The sequence below is a fragment of the Escherichia sp. WS1118 genome, from assembly GCF_046487695.1.
Taxonomy (GTDB): domain Bacteria; phylum Pseudomonadota; class Gammaproteobacteria; order Enterobacterales; family Enterobacteriaceae; genus Escherichia; species Escherichia coli.
Window position 1 is genome coordinate 164,220 of the sequence record NZ_JBJQIZ010000005.1, and the last position, 17,479, is coordinate 181,698.

The 17,479-nt window shown below is 50.5% G+C and carries 15 protein-coding genes; 12 read left to right on the forward strand and 3 right to left on the reverse strand.

Features of this window, described 5'->3' with window-relative positions; all coding sequences use genetic code 11:
* The first annotated feature begins 1 nt into the window (after window position 1).
* From ydiB to ACJHYO_RS11080, 4 genes are all read left to right on the forward strand, one after another.
* The gene (gene ydiB, locus ACJHYO_RS11065) at window positions 2-868 is read left to right on the forward strand and encodes a quinate/shikimate dehydrogenase (protein WP_000383457.1); all 867 of its coding nucleotides are present in this window, start codon (window positions 2-4) and stop codon (window positions 866-868) included.
* A gap of 30 nt (window positions 869-898) precedes the next feature.
* The gene (gene aroD, locus ACJHYO_RS11070) at window positions 899-1,657 is read left to right on the forward strand and encodes a type I 3-dehydroquinate dehydratase (protein WP_000860201.1); all 759 of its coding nucleotides are present in this window, start codon (window positions 899-901) and stop codon (window positions 1,655-1,657) included.
* A gap of 146 nt (window positions 1,658-1,803) precedes the next feature.
* Complete coding sequence (locus ACJHYO_RS11075; protein WP_000805657.1) at window positions 1,804-3,399, forward strand: acyl CoA:acetate/3-ketoacid CoA transferase; 1,596 nt, start codon at window positions 1,804-1,806, stop codon at window positions 3,397-3,399.
* Between the two features lie 13 nt (window positions 3,400-3,412).
* Window positions 3,413-4,564, forward strand: a complete 1,152-nt coding sequence (locus tag ACJHYO_RS11080) for an acyl-CoA dehydrogenase (RefSeq protein ID WP_000347850.1) — start codon at window positions 3,413-3,415, stop codon at window positions 4,562-4,564.
* Between the two features lie 42 nt (window positions 4,565-4,606).
* On the opposite strand, the gene ACJHYO_RS11085 is transcribed toward ACJHYO_RS11080, so the two are convergent.
* Window positions 4,607-5,518, reverse strand: a complete 912-nt coding sequence (locus ACJHYO_RS11085; protein WP_000284798.1) for an AraC family transcriptional regulator — start codon at window positions 5,516-5,518, stop codon at window positions 4,607-4,609.
* 315 nt (window positions 5,519-5,833) lie between these two features.
* Here ACJHYO_RS11085 and ACJHYO_RS11090 point away from each other — a divergent pair, with 315 nt between their 5' ends.
* The 5 genes from ACJHYO_RS11090 to fadK are packed head-to-tail and all read left to right on the forward strand — an operon-like array spanning window position 5,834 to window position 10,893.
* Window positions 5,834-6,598, forward strand: coding sequence for an electron transfer flavoprotein (locus ACJHYO_RS11090; RefSeq protein ID WP_000692157.1), 765 nt, complete (start codon window positions 5,834-5,836; stop codon window positions 6,596-6,598).
* Window positions 6,599-6,617: 19 nt separating this feature from the next.
* Window positions 6,618-7,556: an electron transfer flavoprotein subunit alpha gene (locus ACJHYO_RS11095; protein WP_000080732.1), complete on the forward strand. Its 939-nt coding sequence runs from the start codon at window positions 6,618-6,620 to the stop codon at window positions 7,554-7,556.
* A gap of 54 nt (window positions 7,557-7,610) precedes the next feature.
* Window positions 7,611-8,900 carry an FAD-dependent oxidoreductase gene (locus tag ACJHYO_RS11100; protein WP_021580775.1) on the forward strand — a complete coding sequence of 430 codons (1,290 nt, stop codon included), beginning with the start codon at window positions 7,611-7,613 and terminating at the stop codon, window positions 8,898-8,900.
* Window positions 8,897-9,190: a ferredoxin family protein gene (locus tag ACJHYO_RS11105; RefSeq protein WP_000081072.1), complete on the forward strand. Its 294-nt coding sequence runs from the start codon at window positions 8,897-8,899 to the stop codon at window positions 9,188-9,190. Before ACJHYO_RS11100 ends, ACJHYO_RS11105 begins: the two co-directional genes overlap by 4 nt.
* 56 nt (window positions 9,191-9,246) lie before the next feature.
* Complete coding sequence (gene fadK / locus ACJHYO_RS11110) at window positions 9,247-10,893, forward strand: medium-chain fatty-acid--CoA ligase (protein WP_001298223.1); 1,647 nt, start codon at window positions 9,247-9,249, stop codon at window positions 10,891-10,893.
* A 56-nt stretch (window positions 10,894-10,949) separates the two neighbouring features.
* Here fadK and ppsA read toward each other — a convergent pair whose 3' ends face one another.
* Complete coding sequence (gene ppsA, locus ACJHYO_RS11115; protein ID WP_000069388.1) at window positions 10,950-13,328, reverse strand: phosphoenolpyruvate synthase; 2,379 nt, start codon at window positions 13,326-13,328, stop codon at window positions 10,950-10,952.
* Window positions 13,329-13,660: 332 nt separating this feature from the next.
* Here ppsA and ppsR point away from each other — a divergent pair, with 332 nt between their 5' ends.
* From ppsR to hemP, 3 genes are all read left to right on the forward strand, one after another.
* On the forward strand, window positions 13,661-14,494 hold the full coding sequence (gene ppsR, locus ACJHYO_RS11120; protein ID WP_000368046.1) for a posphoenolpyruvate synthetase regulatory kinase/phosphorylase PpsR: 834 nt from the start codon (window positions 13,661-13,663) through the stop codon (window positions 14,492-14,494).
* A 156-nt stretch (window positions 14,495-14,650) separates the two neighbouring features.
* Complete coding sequence (aroH, locus tag ACJHYO_RS11125; protein WP_001082224.1) at window positions 14,651-15,697, forward strand: 3-deoxy-7-phosphoheptulonate synthase AroH; 1,047 nt, start codon at window positions 14,651-14,653, stop codon at window positions 15,695-15,697.
* A gap of 131 nt (window positions 15,698-15,828) precedes the next feature.
* Complete coding sequence (gene hemP, locus ACJHYO_RS11130; protein ID WP_001313872.1) at window positions 15,829-16,020, forward strand: hemin uptake protein HemP; 192 nt, start codon at window positions 15,829-15,831, stop codon at window positions 16,018-16,020.
* A 3-nt stretch (window positions 16,021-16,023) separates the two neighbouring features.
* Here hemP and selO read toward each other — a convergent pair whose 3' ends face one another.
* Window positions 16,024-17,460: a protein adenylyltransferase SelO gene (gene selO, locus ACJHYO_RS11135; RefSeq protein WP_085455366.1), complete on the reverse strand. Its 1,437-nt coding sequence runs from the start codon at window positions 17,458-17,460 to the stop codon at window positions 16,024-16,026.
* Window positions 17,461-17,479: the final 19 nt, after the last annotated feature.

Genomic DNA, 17,479 nt, shown 5'->3' on the forward strand with positions numbered 1-17,479 from the left:
TATGGATGTTACCGCAAAATACGAATTGATTGGGTTGATGGCCTATCCCATCCGCCACAGTTTATCGCCCGAAATGCAGAATAAAGCCTTAGAAAAAGCGGGATTGCCATTTACCTATATGGCCTTTGAAGTGGATAACGATAGTTTTCCCGCAGCAATTGAAGGATTAAAAGCCCTCAAAATGCGCGGAACTGGTGTATCAATGCCGAACAAACAACTGGCGTGTGAATATGTTGATGAATTAACGCCAGCAGCCAAACTGGTGGGTGCCATCAACACCATCGTTAATGATGATGGCTATCTGCGTGGCTATAACACCGACGGCACGGGCCATATTCGCGCCATTAAAGAGAGCGGTTTTGATATCAAAGGCAAAACGATGGTGCTGTTAGGGGCCGGAGGTGCCTCAACGGCAATTGGCGCGCAGGGGGCAATTGAAGGTTTAAAAGAAATTAAACTCTTTAACCGTCGGGATGAGTTCTTCGATAAAGCCCTCGCCTTCGCGCAGCGGGTTAACGAAAACACCGATTGCGTCGTGACAGTCACCGATCTCGCCGATCAGCAAGCCTTTGCAGAAGCCCTGGCTTCCGCCGACATTTTAACCAATGGCACCAAAGTGGGTATGAAACCCCTTGAGAATGAATCGTTGGTTAATGATATCAGTCTGTTACATCCGGGACTTCTGGTCACTGAATGCGTGTATAACCCGCATATGACGAAGTTATTGCAGCAGGCGCAACAAGCGGGTTGCAAAACGATTGATGGATACGGCATGTTGTTGTGGCAAGGGGCTGAACAGTTCACGTTATGGACTGGCAAAGATTTCCCTCTGGAATATGTTAAACAGGTCATGGGGTTCGGTGCCTGACAGGCTGACCGCGTGCAGAAAGGGTAAAAAATGAAAACCGTAACTGTAAAAGATCTCGTCATTGGTACGGGCGCACCTAAAATCATCGTCTCGCTGATGGCGAAAGATATCGCCAGCGTGAAATCCGAAGCTCTCGCCTATCGTGAAGCGGACTTTGATATTCTGGAATGGCGTGTGGACCACTATGCCGACCTCTCCAATGTGGAGTCTGTCATGGCGGCAGCAAAAATTCTCCGTGAAACCATGCCAGAAAAACCGCTGCTGTTTACCTTCCGCAGTGCCAAAGAAGGCGGCGAGCAGGCGATTTCCACCGAGGCTTATATTGCACTCAATCGTGCAGCCATCGACAGCGGCCTGGTTGATATGATCGATCTGGAGTTATTTACCGGCGATGATCAGGTTAAAGAAACCGTCGCCTACGCCCACGCGCATGATGTGAAAGTTGTCATGTCCAACCATGACTTCCATAAAACGCCGGAAGCCGAAGAAATCATTGCCCGTCTGCGCAAAATGCAGTCCTTCGACGCCGATATTCCTAAGATTGCGCTGATGCCGCAAAGTACCAGCGATGTGCTGACGTTGCTTGCCGCGACCCTGGAGATGCAGGAGCAGTATGCCGATCGTCCAATCATCACGATGTCGATGGCAAAAACTGGCGTAATTTCTCGTCTGGCTGGTGAAGTATTTGGGTCGGCGGCAACTTTTGGTGCGGTAAAAAAAGCCTCTGCGCCAGGGCAAATCTCGGTAAATGATTTGCGTACGGTATTAACTATTTTACATCAGGCATAAGCAATAATATTTTCGGCGGGAATACCCTCTCCCGCCGAACTAAAAAAAGTATTTTTAACCGTATTTAATAAAAATATTTCGTGAGTCTCTGTGCGCTAATTCTCCATCTGGCGTAGGGAAAATCACACCTGAATCAGGAATTAACAATGAAACCTGTAAAACCACCTCGTATTAATGGACGAGTGCCGGTCCTGTCGGCACAGGAAGCGGTGAATTATATTCCCGACGAAGCAACACTTTGTGTGTTAGGCGCTGGCGGCGGTATTCTGGAAGCCACCACGTTAATTACTGCTCTTGCTGATAAATATAAACAGACTCAAACACCACGTAATTTATCGATTATTAGTCCAACAGGGCTTGGCGATCGCGCCGACCGTGGTATTAGTCCGCTGGCACAAGAAGGTCTGGTGAAATGGGCATTATGCGGTCACTGGGGACAATCGCCGCGTATTTCTGATCTCGCAGAACAAAATAAAATTATTGCTTATAACTATCCACAAGGTGTACTTACACAAACCTTACGCGCCGCCGCAGCCCACCAGCCTGGTATTATTAGTGATATTGGCATCGGAACATTTGTCGATCCACGCCAGCAAGGCGGCAAACTGAATGAAGTCACTAAAGAAGATCTGATTAAACTGGTCGAGTTTGATAACAAAGAATATCTCTATTACAAAGCGATAGCGCCAGATATCGCCTTCATTCGCGCTACCACCTGCGACAGCGAAGGCTACGCCACTTTTGAAGATGAGGTGATGTATCTCGACGCATTGGTTATTGCCCAGGCGGTGCACAATAACGGCGGTATTGTGATGATGCAGGTGCAGAAAATGGTTAAGAAAGCCACGCTGCATCCTAAATCTGTCCGTATTCCGGGTTATCTGGTGGATATTGTGGTGGTCGATCCGGATCAAACCCAACTGTATGGCGGTGCGCCGGTTAACCGCTTTATTTCTGGTGACTTCACTCTTGATGACAGCACCAAACTTAGCCTGCCCCTAAACCAACGTAAATTAGTTGCACGGCGTGCATTATTCGAAATGCGCAAAGGCGCAGTGGGGAATGTCGGCGTCGGTATTGCTGACGGCATTGGCCTGGTCGCCCGGGAAGAAGGTTGTGCTGATGACTTTATTCTGACGGTAGAAACAGGTCCGATTGGCGGTATTACTTCACAGGGGATCGCCTTTGGCGCGAACGTGAATACCCGCGCCATTCTGGATATGACGTCCCAGTTTGATTTTTATCACGGTGGTGGTCTGGATGTTTGTTATTTGAGTTTTGCTGAAGTCGACCAGCACGGTAACGTCGGCGTGCATAAATTCAATGGTAAAATCATGGGCACCGGTGGATTTATTGATATCAGTGCCACTTCCAAGAAAATCGTGTTCTGCGGCACATTAACTGCGGGCAGTTTAAAAACAGAAATTACCGACGGCAAATTAAATATCGTCCAGGAAGGACGGGTGAAGAAATTTATTCGGGAACTACCGGAAATAACTTTCAGCGGAAAAATCGCTCTCGAGCGAGGGCTGGATGTTCGTTATATCACTGAGCGCGCCGTATTCACGTTAAAAGAAGACGGCCTGCATTTAATCGAAATCGCTCCTGGCGTCGATTTACAAAAAGATATTCTCGACAAAATGGATTTCACCCCAGTGATTTCGCCAGAACTGAAACTGATGGACGAAAGATTATTTATCGATGCGGCGATGGGTTTTGTCCTGCCTGAAGCGGCTCATTAACAGGAGTATAATGATGGATTTTTCTTTAACTGAAGAACAAGAACTGCTGCTGGCCAGTATTCGCGAACTGATTACGACTAACTTTCCGGAAGAGTATTTCCGCACCTGCGATCAAAACGGGACATACCCGCGTGAGTTTATGCGGGCACTGGCGGATAACGGTATTTCCATGCTTGGCGTGCCGGAAGAATTTGGTGGTATCCCTGCGGATTACGTCACCCAAATGCTGGCGCTGATGGAAGTGTCAAAATGCGGTGCTCCGGCATTTTTGATTACCAACGGTCAATGTATTCACAGTATGCGCCGTTTCGGTTCTGCAGAGCAGCTACGTAAAACGGCAGAGAGCACCCTGGAAACGGGTGATCCCGCCTATGCCCTGGCATTGACAGAGCCAGGCGCAGGCTCAGACAACAACAGTGCCACTACCACTTACACGCGTAAAAACGGCAAGGTTTACATCAACGGACAGAAAACCTTTATTACCGGTGCGAAAGAGTACCCATATATGCTGGTGTTGGCGCGCGATCCGCAACCGAAAGATCCGAAAAAGGCCTTTACTCTGTGGTGGGTCGACTCCAGTAAACCCGGCATTAAAATCAATCCACTGCATAAAATCGGCTGGCATATGCTCAGCACCTGCGAAGTCTATCTCGACAACGTGGAAGTTGAAGAGAGCGACATGGTGGGCGAAGAAGGAATGGGTTTCCTCAATGTGATGTACAACTTTGAGATGGAGCGCCTGATCAACGCCGCGCGCAGCACCGGCTTTGCCGAATGCGCATTCGAAGATGCCGCCCGCTATGCCAACCAGCGTATCGCTTTTGGTAAGCCCATTGGTCATAACCAGATGATCCAGGAAAAACTGGCGCTGATGGCGATTAAGATCGACAACATGCGCAACATGGTGTTGAAAGTGGCATGGCAAGCCGATCAGCATCAGTCACTGCGCACCAGCGCGGCGCTGGCAAAACTGTACTGCGCACGTACCGCAATGGAAGTCATTGATGATGCGATTCAAATCATGGGCGGTCTGGGCTATACCGATGAGGCGCGCGTCTCCCGCTTCTGGCGTGATGTCCGTTGTGAACGTATCGGCGGCGGTACAGACGAAATTATGATTTACGTAGCAGGTCGGCAGATCCTGAAAGATTATCAGAACAAATAATCTGCAGGCGGCGCAGCTTCTTAACAAACTGCGCCGCCAGATTTATCCGGCAAGACTTACTGGTTGAGGAAATTCAGATAGGATTTCTTGTTCCGCAAAACAGTTTTTAAATTGCCTGCGGTAATCGCTGGGCGAACAGCCGACATGGCGCAAAAACAGTTTGGCAAAGTGATCGACATTTTCATAACCCACACGCCAGGAGATCTCTGCCTGTGATAATTCAGTATTAGTGAGTGACCATTTCGCTTCCGTCATACGCCGTTGAATAACATAGTTAATAGGGGAAATACGATACTCTTTGGTAAATTCATGGCAGATATAACTGACGCTGGCACGAAATTTTTTCGATAACTGCTCTAAAGTGATTTTTTCGCGATAGTTATTATTCAGATAGAAAAGAATATCTTTTATCAGAACATCTTTTTTAATATATCCCTGCTCCGAACGATAAGCATTTTTAAAGTTTTCGTAGTAAAGAATTGCTAACGTATAGGCAAATGCGTCCCATAACGAAGATGTTTGGCTATTTTTACTTTGCGGCAAAATCACACTTAGCTCATTAAATAAGGTTTTAATGACTTCTTTTCCCTGCCCTGCGGCAATTACCGGGCAAGAATGCGGTTGCAGTAGCTGATTTTCCTCAGCCCCCTGAAACTGAAAGCCGTACAGCGCACAGGTACACGTCGTTGCCGGATCGTTAACGTCAGAGGCCACCGCATGCAGCCTGCCACGTTCTATCACCACAATGTCATCGGCATGCGCGACATATAACGAAGAATCGATGGTAAACCTTGCTACCCCTTTCTTGACGTAAATCAGCTCGGTTTCATTGTCATGAACGTGATGTCCAGACTCCCATTTTGGATCATCGCTAAATGCGAAACGTGAAAGCCGTGGCGTTTTACCGGCGACAAACAGCGTTTCACTGGCATTATCAAAACAGCGTTGATACATGACAACCTCCCTATTCCATGAGCAAACAAAAACAATATATGCCGGATAAAATACGGCGTGTATTGCGGTTATACAACCGCGTTTAGCGAGAGCTAAACAAGATTATTTACACTGAATGCAAGATTGCACGGTCATGGAATAACTATATTGCCGCAAATTGCACTTTTGTTTTAGCGATCGCATTTTTTTTGCAAGATTGTTGGCAAGGAAAACAGCTTGCTCCGTCGAAAACCCCGCACCGCTATCGCACACTATTTTCAGGCCATTTTTACCTTCCATCGGAGATGGTTCCGTATGCGACTCACAGGAGAAATCATGAAAATAATAACCTGCTTTAAGCTGGTGCCTGAAGAACAGGACATTGTTGTCACTCCAGAATACACCCTGAATTTCGACAATGCCGACGCCAAAATCAGCCAGTTCGATCTCAATGCCATTGAAGCTGCAAGCCAGCTTGCAACAGATGACGATGAGATAGCCGCGCTGACCGTCGGCGGCTCTTTGTTGCAGAACTCGAAAGTGCGCAAAGACGTGCTATCCCGCGGGCCGCACAGCCTGTATATGGTGCAGGATGCACAACTTGAGCATGCACTGCCTCTCGATACCGCAAAGGCGCTGGCGACAGCAGTTGAAAAGATCGGCTTCGATTTACTGATCTTTGGTGAAGGTTCCGGCGACCTTTATGCCCAGCAGGTTGGCTTGCTGGTCGGAGAAATTCTGCAACTTCCGGTGATTAATGCAGTGAGTGCCATTCAGCGTCAGGGCAATACACTGGTGATTGAACGCACGCTTGAAGATGATGTTGAAGTTATTGAACTCTCTGTTCCAGCCGTGCTCTGCGTCACCTCCGATATTAACGTGCCACGTATTCCTTCGATGAAAGCCATTCTCGGCGCGGGTAAAAAACCGGTAAATCAGTGGCAGGCAAGTGATATTGGCTGGAGCCAGAGCGCACCACTTGCTGAACTGACCGGCATTCGCGTACCGCCGCAAACAGAACGTAAGCACATCATTCTCGATAACGATTCGCCGGAGGCCATTGCCGAGCTGGCGGAACATCTGAAGAAAGCCCTGAACTGAAGCCTACGGAGAAGAAACGATGAGTCAATTAAACAGCGTCTGGGTCTTTAGCGATAATCCTGAACGTTATGCTGAACTGTTTGGCGGCGCTCAGCAATGGGGCCAACAGGTGTATGCCATTGTACAAAATACCGAGCAGGCGCAGGCAGTTATGCCTTATGGGCCAAAATGCATTTATGTTCTTGAGCAAAACGACGCGCTGCAACGTACTGAAAATTACGCCGAAAGCATTGCTGCCCTGCTGAAAGATAAACACCCCGCTATGTTGCTGTTGGCCGCGACGAAACGTGGTAAAGCTCTGGCAGCACGGTTAAGTGTGCAACTGAATGCGGCGCTGGTGAACGATGCCACGGCGGTGGATATTGTCGATGGTCACATTTGCGCCGAACACCGGATGTATGGCGGGTTAGCGTTCGCTCAGGAAAAGATCAACAGCCCGCTGGCGATCATTACCCTTGCACCCGGTGTTCAGGAGCCGTGCACCCGTGATATCTCTCATCAGTGCCCGACAGAAACGGTACCTTATGTTGCCCCGCGTCATGAAATTCTCTGTCGCGAACGCCGTGCGAAAGCGGCAAGCAGCGTGGACCTGAGCAAAGCAAAACGTGTGGTTGGCGTCGGTCGTGGTCTGGCGGCGCAGGATGACCTGAAAATGGTCCACGAACTGGCGGCGGTGCTGAATGCTGAAGTCGGCTGTTCACGTCCAATTGCCGAAGGCGAGAACTGGATGGAGCGTGAACGTTATATCGGTGTCTCCGGCGTGTTGCTGAAATCCGATCTCTACCTGACGCTGGGGATCTCCGGGCAGATCCAGCATATGGTTGGCGGCAACGGCGCAAAAGTGATTGTCGCCATTAATAAAGATAAAAATGCGCCAATCTTCAACTATGCCGACTACGGTCTGGTGGGCGATATCTACAAAGTCGTCCCTGCCCTGATTAGCCAGTTGAGTCGCTAATTCCCTTTCAACCACATCTCCCGCTGTAAACGCAGCGGGAAGGGAGCATAACGCATGTCGGATGACAAATTTGATGCCATTGTGGTCGGTGCGGGCGTTGCCGGTAGCGTTGCCGCACTGGTCATGGCGCGAGCCGGGCTGGATGTCCTGGTGATAGAACGCGGCGACAGTGCCGGATGTAAAAACATGACCGGCGGGCGTCTTTATGCCCACACACTTGAAGCAATTATTCCAGGCTTTGCAGCATCAGCGCCGGTAGAACGCAAGGTCACACGCGAGAAAATCTCCTTCTTAACCGAAGAAAGCGCCGTTACCCTCGATTTTCACCGCGAGCAACCAGATGTTCCGCAACACGCGTCTTATACCGTATTGCGTAATCGTCTGGACCCGTGGTTGATGGAACAAGCCGAGCAGGCGGGCGCGCAGTTTATCCCGGGCGTACGCGTCGATGCGCTGGTTCGTGAAGGAAACAAGGTCACTGGCGTCCAGGCCGGGGATGATATTCTCGAAGCGAATGTGGTGATTCTGGCTGATGGCGTTAACTCGATGCTTGGCCGCTCGCTGGGAATGGTTTCCGCTTCCAATCCGCATCATTACGCTGTTGGTGTTAAAGAGGTTATAGGCCTGACACCAGAACAGATCAACGATCGCTTTAATGTTACGGGCGAGGAAGGTGCCGCCTGGCTGTTTGCCGGTTCCCCTTCTGACGGCCTGATGGGCGGCGGATTCCTCTATACCAACAAAGATTCCGTATCGTTGGGGCTGGTTTGTGGATTGAGTGATATCGCCCATGCGCAAAAAAGCGTGCCGCAAATGCTGGAAGATTTTAAACAACACCCCGCCATTCGCCCGCTGATTAGCGGCGGCAAACTGCTTGAATATTCCGCGCATATGGTGCCGGAGGGCGGTCTGGCAATGGTGCCGCAGCTGGTTAACGATGGCGTGATGATCGTTGGTGACGCCGCAGGCTTCTGCCTGAATTTGGGTTTTACAGTTCGCGGCATGGATTTAGCCATTGCATCAGCTCAGGCTGCCGCCACAACGGTGATCGCCGCCAAAGAACGCGCGGATTTCTCCGCCAGCAGTCTGGCGCAATACAAACGTGAGCTGGAACAAAGTTGTGTTATGCGCGATATGCAGCATTTCCGCAAGATCCCGGCGCTGATGGAAAACCCGCGCCTGTTTAGCCAATACCCACGAATGGTCGCCGACATCATGAACGATATGTTCACCATTGACGGCAAACCAAACCAGCCGGTACGCAAAATGATCATGGGACACGCGAAGAAAATTGGGCTGATCAACTTGCTGAAAGATGGCATTAAGGGAGCAACCGCGCTATGAGCCAGAACGCTACGGTTAACGTCGACATCAAATTAGGCGTCAATAAATTCCATGTTGATGAGGGCCACCCGCATATCATTTTGGCGGCAAATCCCGATATCAATGAATTCCGTAAATTAATGAAAGCTTGCCCTGCCGGACTTTATAAGCAGGATGACGCAGGAAACATTCATTTCGATTCCGCCGGTTGTCTGGAGTGCGGCACCTGTCGGGTGCTGTGCGGCAACACTATTCTCGAACAGTGGCAATATCCCGCAGGCACCTTCGGTATTGAATTTCGCTACGGCTAATCATGCATCCCACAGGCCCGCATCTCGGGCCTGATGTTCTGTTTCGAGAGTCCAAAATGAAAGTGACATTAACGTTCAACGAACAACGTCGTGCGGCGTATCGTCAGCAAGGGTTATGGGGCGATGCTTCGCTGGCCGATTACTGGCAGCAGACCGCTCGTGCGATGCCAGACAAAATTGCCGTGGTCGACAATCATGGTGCAACGTACACCTATAGCGCGCTCGATCACGCCGCGAGCTGTCTGGCAAACTGGATGTTAGCGAAGGGTATTGAATCAGGCGATCGCATCGCATTTCAACTGCCAGGCTGGTGTGAATTTACCGTTATCTATCTTGCCTGCCTGAAAACCGGTGCGGTTTCCGTGCCGCTGTTACCTTCCTGGCGGGAAGCAGAACTGGTGTGGGTGCTCAATAAGTGTCAGGCAAAAATGTTCTTTGCACCGACGTTGTTTAAACAAACGCGTCCGGTAGATTTAATCCTGCCGCTGCAAAATCAGCTTCCACAACTACAACAAATTGTCGGCGTGGACAAACTGGCTCCCGCCACCTCTTCCCTCTCATTAAGTCAGATTCTCGCCGACAATACTCCTCTGACCACGGCGATAACGGTCCACGGCGATGAATTAGCCGCTGTGCTATTTACCTCCGGAACCGAGGGTCTGCCAAAGGGTGTGATGCTAACGCATAACAATATTCTCGCCAGTGAGCGGGCTTATTGCGCGCGGCTAAATCTGACCTGGCAGGATGTCTTTATGATGCCTGCGCCACTTGGTCACGCAACGGGCTTTCTGCATGGCGTAACAGCACCTTTTTTGATTGGTGCTCGCAGCGTGTTGTTAGATATTTTCACTCCTGATGCGTGTCTCGCGCTGCTTGAGCAGCAGCGTTGCACCTGTATGCTCGGCGCAACGCCGTTTGTCTATGATCTTTTGAATTTACTAGAGAAACAACCCGCAGACCTTTCAGCGCTGCGCTTCTTTCTTTGCGGAGGTACCACAATCCCCAAAAAAGTGGCGCGAGAATGCCAGCAGCGCGGCATTAAATTATTAAGTGTTTATGGTTCCACAGAAAGTTCGCCGCATGCGGTGGTGAATCTCGACGATCCTTTGCCGCGCTTTATGCACACCGACGGTTACGCTGCCGCAGGTGTAGAGATTAAAGTGGTCGATGACGCACGCAAGACTTTACCGCCAGGTTGCGAAGGTGAAGAAGCCTCGCGTGGCCCCAATGTGTTTATGGGGTATTTTGATGAACCTGAATTAACCGCCCGTGCCCTGGATGAAGAAGGCTGGTATTACAGCGGCGATCTCTGCCGCATGGATGAGGCTGGCTATATAAAAATAACCGGGCGCAAGAAAGATATTATTGTCCGCGGCGGCGAAAATATTAGCAGCCGTGAAGTAGAAGATATTTTATTGCAGCATCCTAAAATTCACGATGCCTGTGTGGTTGCGATGCCCGATGAACGTTTAGGTGAACGTTCATGCGCTTATGTCGTGCTGAAAGCGCCGCATCATTCATTATCGCTGGAAGAGGTGGTGGCTTTTTTTAGCCGTAAACGGGTCGCAAAATATAAATATCCTGAACATATCGTGGTAATCGAAAAACTACCGCGCACTGTCTCAGGTAAAATACAAAAGTTTTTGTTAAGGAAAGATATTATGCGGCGATTAACTCAGGATGTCTGTGAAGAGATTGAATAAGTTTCATCTTCGGGGATCACATAAACCCGGCGACAAAACGCCGCCGGGTATTTATTTTATTTCTTCAGTTCAGCCAGGCTTAACCAGGTTTGCACCACGGTGTCCGGGTTCAGAGACAGGCTATCGATCCCCTCTTCCATCAACCATGCAGCAAAGTCTTCGTGGTCGGATGGACCCTGACCGCAAATCCCGACATATTTGCCCTGTTTCTTCGCGGCACGAATCGCCATCGACAGCAGTGCTTTCACCGCATCGTTGCGCTCATCGAACAGTTCGGACACCACGCCGGAGTCACGATCCAGACCGAGCGCCAGCTGCGTCATGTCGTTTGAGCCAATTGAGAAGCCGTCGAAATATTCCAGGAACTGCTCTGCCAGCAAGGCGTTGGACGGAATTTCACACATCATGATGATTTTCAGCCCGTTCTCGCCACGTTTCAGCCCCTGACGCGCCAGTTCCTCAACCACCGCTTTCGCCTGATCAACGGTACGCACGAACGGGATCATGATCTCAACGTTAGTCAGCCCCATGTCGTTGCGCACACGTTTCACTGCTTCACACTCCAGCGCGAAGCAGTCGCGGAAGGTGTCGGAAACATAGCGGCCCGCGCCACGGAAGCCGAGCATCGGGTTCTCTTCATCTGGCTCGTAACGCTCACCACCGACCAGATTGGCATATTCGTTCGATTTAAAATCAGAGAGACGGACAATGACGCGCTTCGGATAAAACGCGGCACCCAGCGTCGCGATCCCTTCAGTCAGACGACCAACGTAAAATTCACGCGGAGAATCAAAACCTTTCATCATCTCGCGGATTTCGTTTTGCAACTGCGGTTCCTGATCGTCAAACTCAAGCAGTGCGCGTGGGTGGACGCCAATCATACGGTTGATGATAAATTCCAGACGCGCAAGGCCCACGCCTTCGTTCGGCAGGCAGGCGAAGTCGAAAGCACGGTCCGGGTTACCGACGTTCATCATCACCTTCAACGGCAGGTCCGGCATCGTTTCTACGCTGGAGCTTTTCACGCTAAATTCCAGCAACTTCGCATAGACGTAACCGGTATCACCTTCGGCACAAGAAACAGTGACGTTCTCGCCGTCTTTCATCCGTTCTGTTGCATCACCACAGCCCACTACCGCCGGAATGCCGAGTTCACGAGCGATGATCGCCGCGTGACAGGTACGACCGCCACGGTTGGTGACGATGGCAGATGCTTTCTTCATGATCGGTTCCCAGTCCGGGTCGGTCATGTCAGTAACCAGCACGTCGCCAGGTTCGATGCGGTTCATTTCGCTGATGTCATGGATGACTTTCACCGGCCCCGCGCCGATGCGATGACCAATAGCACGGCCTTCGGCGATAATCTTACCCTGTGAATGCAGCGTATAACGCTCCATGACCTGACCGCGTGAGCGCACGGTTTCCGGACGCGCCTGCACAATGAACAGTTTGCCGGTGTGGCCATCTTTCGCCCACTCAATATCCATCGGGCGACCGTAGTGTTTCTCAATTTGTACGGCCTGTTTTGCCAGTTCCTGCACTTCTTCGTTGGTCAGCGAGAAGATGTCACGCTGTTCCTGCGGTACGTCTTCGATTTTAACCTGCTTGCCGTGCTCCTGGGTCGGCGCGTAAACCATGCGGATTTTTTTCGACCCCATGGTGCGGCGCACGATAGCCGGGCGATTCGCCGCAAGTGTCGGTTTATGCACATAAAACTCATCCGGGTTAACCGCACCCTGCACGACCATTTCACCAAGGCCCCATGCGGAAGTGATAAACACCACCTGGTCAAAGCCGGATTCGGTATCAATGGAGAACATCACGCCAGAAGATGCGAGGTCGGAGCGCACCATCCGCTGAACACCGGCGGAGAGCGCCACGCCACGGTGATCGTAACCCTGGTGCACACGATAAGAGATGGCGCGATCGTTAAACAGAGAAGCAAATACATGTTTCACTGCCACGAGAACGGCGTCAAAACCCTGAACGTTGAGGAAAGTTTCCTGCTGACCGGCAAAAGAAGCGTCCGGCATATCTTCTGCAGTAGCGGAGGAACGCACCGCAAACGAAGCGTTTTCGTCATCGGCGGAAAGCTGTGCATAGGCTTCGCGGATGGCGTTTTCCAGCTCAGGCTGGAAGGGAGTGTCGATAATCCACTGGCGGATTTGCGCGCCCGCTTTCGCAAGCTGGGTAACATCGTCAATATCCGTTTTATCCAGCAGTTCATAAATGCGCTGGTTTACGCCGCTTTGGTCCAGAAACTGGTTAAACGCGTCGGCGGTTGTGGCGAAACCATTCGGAACGGAAACACCCATTCCGGAAAGGTTAGTAATCATTTCACCCAGGGAGGCATTTTTGCCCCCAACCCTGTCTACATCATTCATGCCGAGTTGGTTATACCAAAGCACCAGCGGTGACGAGCCATTGTTGGACATCGAACAATCCTTTTGTGATAAATGAACGGTTTGAGAAACACATTTCTGCGCATTTATCTTTGCATATTTAACCGGATGAAAAAAACGGTGAATCGTTCAAGCAAATATATTTTTTTACTTTTTAAGACTGATCCCAGCGTTGCGCAAATCTGCTCTCTTCGACAATTTCCACATAAACCATCGGTATAAACGAAACCATAAAAATGAAATGCTGTTTTCATAAAAAATAAAATTTAAGTTTCATTTTATAAACCAGACATAACGTTCTACGCTTCTGTGCGTTTTTAATTTATGCTTTCATAGAATTATGTCTGCATCACGGGAAGAACAACATGGATAATGCTGTTGATCGCCACGTTTTTTATATTTCTGATGGTACGGCAATAACTGCGGAGGTATTAGGACACGCAGTAATGTCACAATTTCCCGTCACTATCAGCAGCATTACGCTGCCGTTTGTCGAAAATGAGAGCCGTGCACGGGCAGTGAAGGATCAGATTGACGCAATTTATCACCAGACAGGTGTGCGCCCGCTGGTCTTCTACTCCATCGTGTTGCCGGAGATTCGCGCTATCATCTTGCAAAGTGAAGGCTTTTGCCAGGATATCGTTCAGGCGCTGGTTGCCCCGCTACAACAAGAGATGAAACTGGATCCAACGCCGATTGCTCATCGTACCCATGGCCTTAACCCTAATAATCTCAATAAATATGATGCGCGCATTGCGGCGATTGATTACACCCTTGCCCACGATGACGGTATTTCGTTGCGCAATCTGGACCAGGCTCAGGTGATCCTGCTCGGTGTTTCTCGCTGTGGTAAAACCCCCACCAGTCTGTATCTGGCAATGCAATTTGGTATCCGCGCGGCAAATTACCCCTTTATTGCCGACGATATGGATAATCTGGTGCTACCCGCGTCGCTCAAACCACTTCAGCACAAATTGTTCGGCCTGACTATCGACCCGGAACGTCTGGCGGCGATTCGCGAGGAACGTCGGGAGAACAGTCGCTATGCCTCGCTTCGTCAGTGCAGGATGGAAGTCGCGGAAGTGGAAGCGTTGTACCGTAAAAATCAGATCCCGTGGATTAACAGTACCAATTATTCGGTAGAAGAGATTGCCACCAAGATCCTCGATATCATGGGCCTTAGCCGCCGAATGTACTAGAGAACTAGTGCATTGGCTTACTTTTTTGTTATCATGCTAACCACCCGGCGAGGTGTGACACACCTCGCACTTGAAATCAGCTGCGATTGGTTTATCGTGATGCGCATCACTTCCCGGTAGTCCTGCCGTAGAAGCAACAAATTTCTGAGACTTGTAATGAACAGAACTGACGAACTCCGTACTGCGCGTATTGAGAGCCTGGTAACGCCCGCCGAACTCGCGCTACGGTATCCCGTAACGCCTGGAGTCGCCACCCATGTCACCGACTCCCGCCGTAGAATTGAAAAAATACTGAATGGTGAAGATAAGCGACTGTTGGTCATTATTGGCCCCTGCTCGATCCACGATCTCACCGCTGCGATGGAGTACGCCACCCGTCTGCAGTCGCTGCGCAACCAGTACCAGTCACGGCTGGAAATCGTAATGCGCACCTATTTTGAAAAACCACGAACGGTTGTCGGCTGGAAAGGACTCATCTCCGATCCAGATTTAAACGGTAGCTATCGGGTAAATCACGGTCTGGAGCTGGCGCGCAAATTACTTTTACAGGTAAATGAGCTGGGCGTCCCTACCGCGACTGAGTTCCTCGATATGGTGACCGGTCAGTTTATTGCTGATTTAATCAGTTGGGGCGCGATTGGCGCACGTACTACCGAAAGTCAGATCCACCGCGAAATGGCTTCGGCACTCTCCTGTCCGGTGGGTTTTAAAAATGGTACCGATGGCAACACGCGGATTGCCGTGGATGCTATCCGCGCAGCCCGCGCCAGCCATATGTTCCTCTCGCCAGACAAAAATGGTCAGATGACCATCTATCAGACCAGCGGCAACCCGTATGGCCACATTATTATGCGTGGCGGCAAAAAACCGAATTATCATGCCGATGATATCGCCGCAGCCTGCGATACGCTGCACGAGTTTGATTTACCTGAACATCTGGTGGTGGATTTCAGCCACGGTAACTGCCAGAAGCAGCACCGTCGCCAGTTAGAAGTTTGTGAGGATATTTGTCAGCAAATCCGCAATGGCTCTACGGCGATTGCTGGAATTATGGCGGAAAGTTTCCTGCGCGAAGGAACGCAAAAAATCATCGGCGGTCAGCCGCTCACTTACGGTCAATCCATTACCGACCCGTGTCTGGGCTGGGAAGATACCGAACGCCTGGTCGAAAAACTCGCCTCTGCGGTAGATACTCGCTTCTGAATGCGTGCCCATTCCTGACGGGATGGGCATTTCTGCGCAACTTGTTGTCTTCTCAACAAATTACTACTTGCTCTGGCCCGCCATAATATTGATAATAAGAATCATTGTTATATAAATTATTATTAATTTTTATGCGTTATACGGATAGCAGAAAACTCACGCCTGAAACGGATGCCAGTCACAAGACCGCTTCCCCGCAGCCCATCCGGCGAATTACCAGCCAGACACTGTTAGGTCCGGATGGCAAACTGATTATCGATCATGACGGGCAAGAATATCTGCTCCGTAAAACTCAGGCTGGCAAGCTGCTGTTGACCAAGTAGCCTTTAACTCGAGCAGCTGACTTCCAGCCGTTTACCCCAGTCGGGTGGACGACTGACATAGTCATCATCTCTGTCGCTGAAAGGATTTCGCAACGCCTCATGCAGGCGGTGCAATTCCGTCATATCACCCTTTTCTGCCGCTTCAATCGCCCGTTGCGCCAACCAGTTGCGCAACACCAGAGCCGGGTTAACGCTTTGCATCAGCTGCTGACGCTCACTATCGGTAACCTCGTCTTGTTGCAAACGTACCCGATAACGGGCAAACCAGTCATCAAATGCCGCACGATCGATAAACTCATCACGTAGCGGTGACGCCGCGCTGTGCTGCTCGGTCAGACTCAGCATGCGGAATGTGCGGGTATAATCGCTGCGCTCTCGCGCCATCAGACTGAATAATTCATTAAGTAGCGCGTTATCCTCTTTTTGCTCCGTCATGAAGCCCAGTTTCTGCCGCATCCGTTGTCCATAATGCGTCAACAAAACCTGCTGATAGCTGTCCAGGGCCTCATTCAGGCCATCTACGGCAACAAATGGCGACAATGTCTGCGCCAGACGCTGTAAATTCCACAACGCGACGGCAGGTTGATTATCAAAGCTGTAACGCCCTTGATGATCCGAGTGATTACAAATAAAACCGGGTTCGTAATCATCAAGAAAACCAAACGGCCCGTAATCAAGCGTCAGCCCCAGCAGCGACATGTTGTCGGTATTCATCACCCCATGAGCAAAGCCGACCGTCTGCCATTGGGCAATTAACGAGGCGGTACGTGCGACAACATCGGTAAACCAGAGACGGTATTTGTCCTCCTCATCATCAAGATGTGACCAGTAATGACGAATGGCAAAGTCAGCTAACTGACGAACCTTTTCCGGCTCGCGGCGATAGTAAAAATGTTCGAAATGACCAAAGCGCAGATGACTTGGTGCCACACGCATCAGCATCGCGCCTGACTCCACCGTTTCCCGATACACTGGCGAATCGCTGGTGACGATACTTAAAGCGCGGGTCGTCGGAATGCCCAGATAATGCATCGCCTCACTGGCGAGACTTTCTCGTATCGTCGAACGTAAAACCGCCCGTCCATCCCCCATTCGCGAATAAGGCGTCAGGCCAGCACCTTTCAGATGCCAGTCCATTGTAGTGCCATCAGCAAGCAGTTGTTCGCCGAGTAAAATGCCGCGCCCATCACCCAGTTGGCCCGCCCAGACGCCAAACTGATGACCACTGTAAACCTGCGCAAGTGGTGACATACCCGGCAGTAGGTTTTCGCCGCCCCAGACACCTGCGCCATTTTTAAACAGCGACGATGGAATACTCAGCGTGTTAGCCAGTTCGGTATTATGCCAAATCAGCCGGGCATTATTTAAAGGCGTAGGGGAAAGTGCTGTATAGGTTTCTGGCAATTCATCGCGCCAGCGGGTAATAAAAGACAGGGTCATAGATCCTCCTGTTTGATAG

Excerpts from the sequence above, each read along its gene's own strand:
- ydiB (WP_000383457.1), top strand. The coding sequence starts at position 2 with ATGGATGTTACCGCAAAATACGAATTGATTGGGTTGATGGCCTATCCC.
- aroD (WP_000860201.1), top strand. The coding sequence starts at position 899 with ATGAAAACCGTAACTGTAAAAGATCTCGTCATTGGTACGGGCGCACCT.
- ACJHYO_RS11075 (WP_000805657.1), top strand. The coding sequence starts at position 1,804 with ATGAAACCTGTAAAACCACCTCGTATTAATGGACGAGTGCCGGTCCTG.
- ACJHYO_RS11080 (WP_000347850.1), top strand. The coding sequence starts at position 3,413 with ATGGATTTTTCTTTAACTGAAGAACAAGAACTGCTGCTGGCCAGTATT.
- ACJHYO_RS11085 (WP_000284798.1), bottom strand. The coding sequence starts at position 5,518 with ATGTATCAACGCTGTTTTGATAATGCCAGTGAAACGCTGTTTGTCGCC.
- ACJHYO_RS11090 (WP_000692157.1), top strand. The coding sequence starts at position 5,834 with ATGAAAATAATAACCTGCTTTAAGCTGGTGCCTGAAGAACAGGACATT.
- ACJHYO_RS11095 (WP_000080732.1), top strand. The coding sequence starts at position 6,618 with ATGAGTCAATTAAACAGCGTCTGGGTCTTTAGCGATAATCCTGAACGT.
- ACJHYO_RS11100 (WP_021580775.1), top strand. The coding sequence starts at position 7,611 with ATGTCGGATGACAAATTTGATGCCATTGTGGTCGGTGCGGGCGTTGCC.
- ACJHYO_RS11105 (WP_000081072.1), top strand. The coding sequence starts at position 8,897 with ATGAGCCAGAACGCTACGGTTAACGTCGACATCAAATTAGGCGTCAAT.
- fadK (WP_001298223.1), top strand. The coding sequence starts at position 9,247 with ATGAAAGTGACATTAACGTTCAACGAACAACGTCGTGCGGCGTATCGT.
- ppsA (WP_000069388.1), bottom strand. The coding sequence starts at position 13,328 with ATGTCCAACAATGGCTCGTCACCGCTGGTGCTTTGGTATAACCAACTC.
- ppsR (WP_000368046.1), top strand. The coding sequence starts at position 13,661 with ATGGATAATGCTGTTGATCGCCACGTTTTTTATATTTCTGATGGTACG.
- aroH (WP_001082224.1), top strand. The coding sequence starts at position 14,651 with ATGAACAGAACTGACGAACTCCGTACTGCGCGTATTGAGAGCCTGGTA.
- hemP (WP_001313872.1), top strand. The coding sequence starts at position 15,829 with ATGCGTTATACGGATAGCAGAAAACTCACGCCTGAAACGGATGCCAGT.
- selO (WP_085455366.1), bottom strand. The coding sequence starts at position 17,460 with ATGACCCTGTCTTTTATTACCCGCTGGCGCGATGAATTGCCAGAAACC.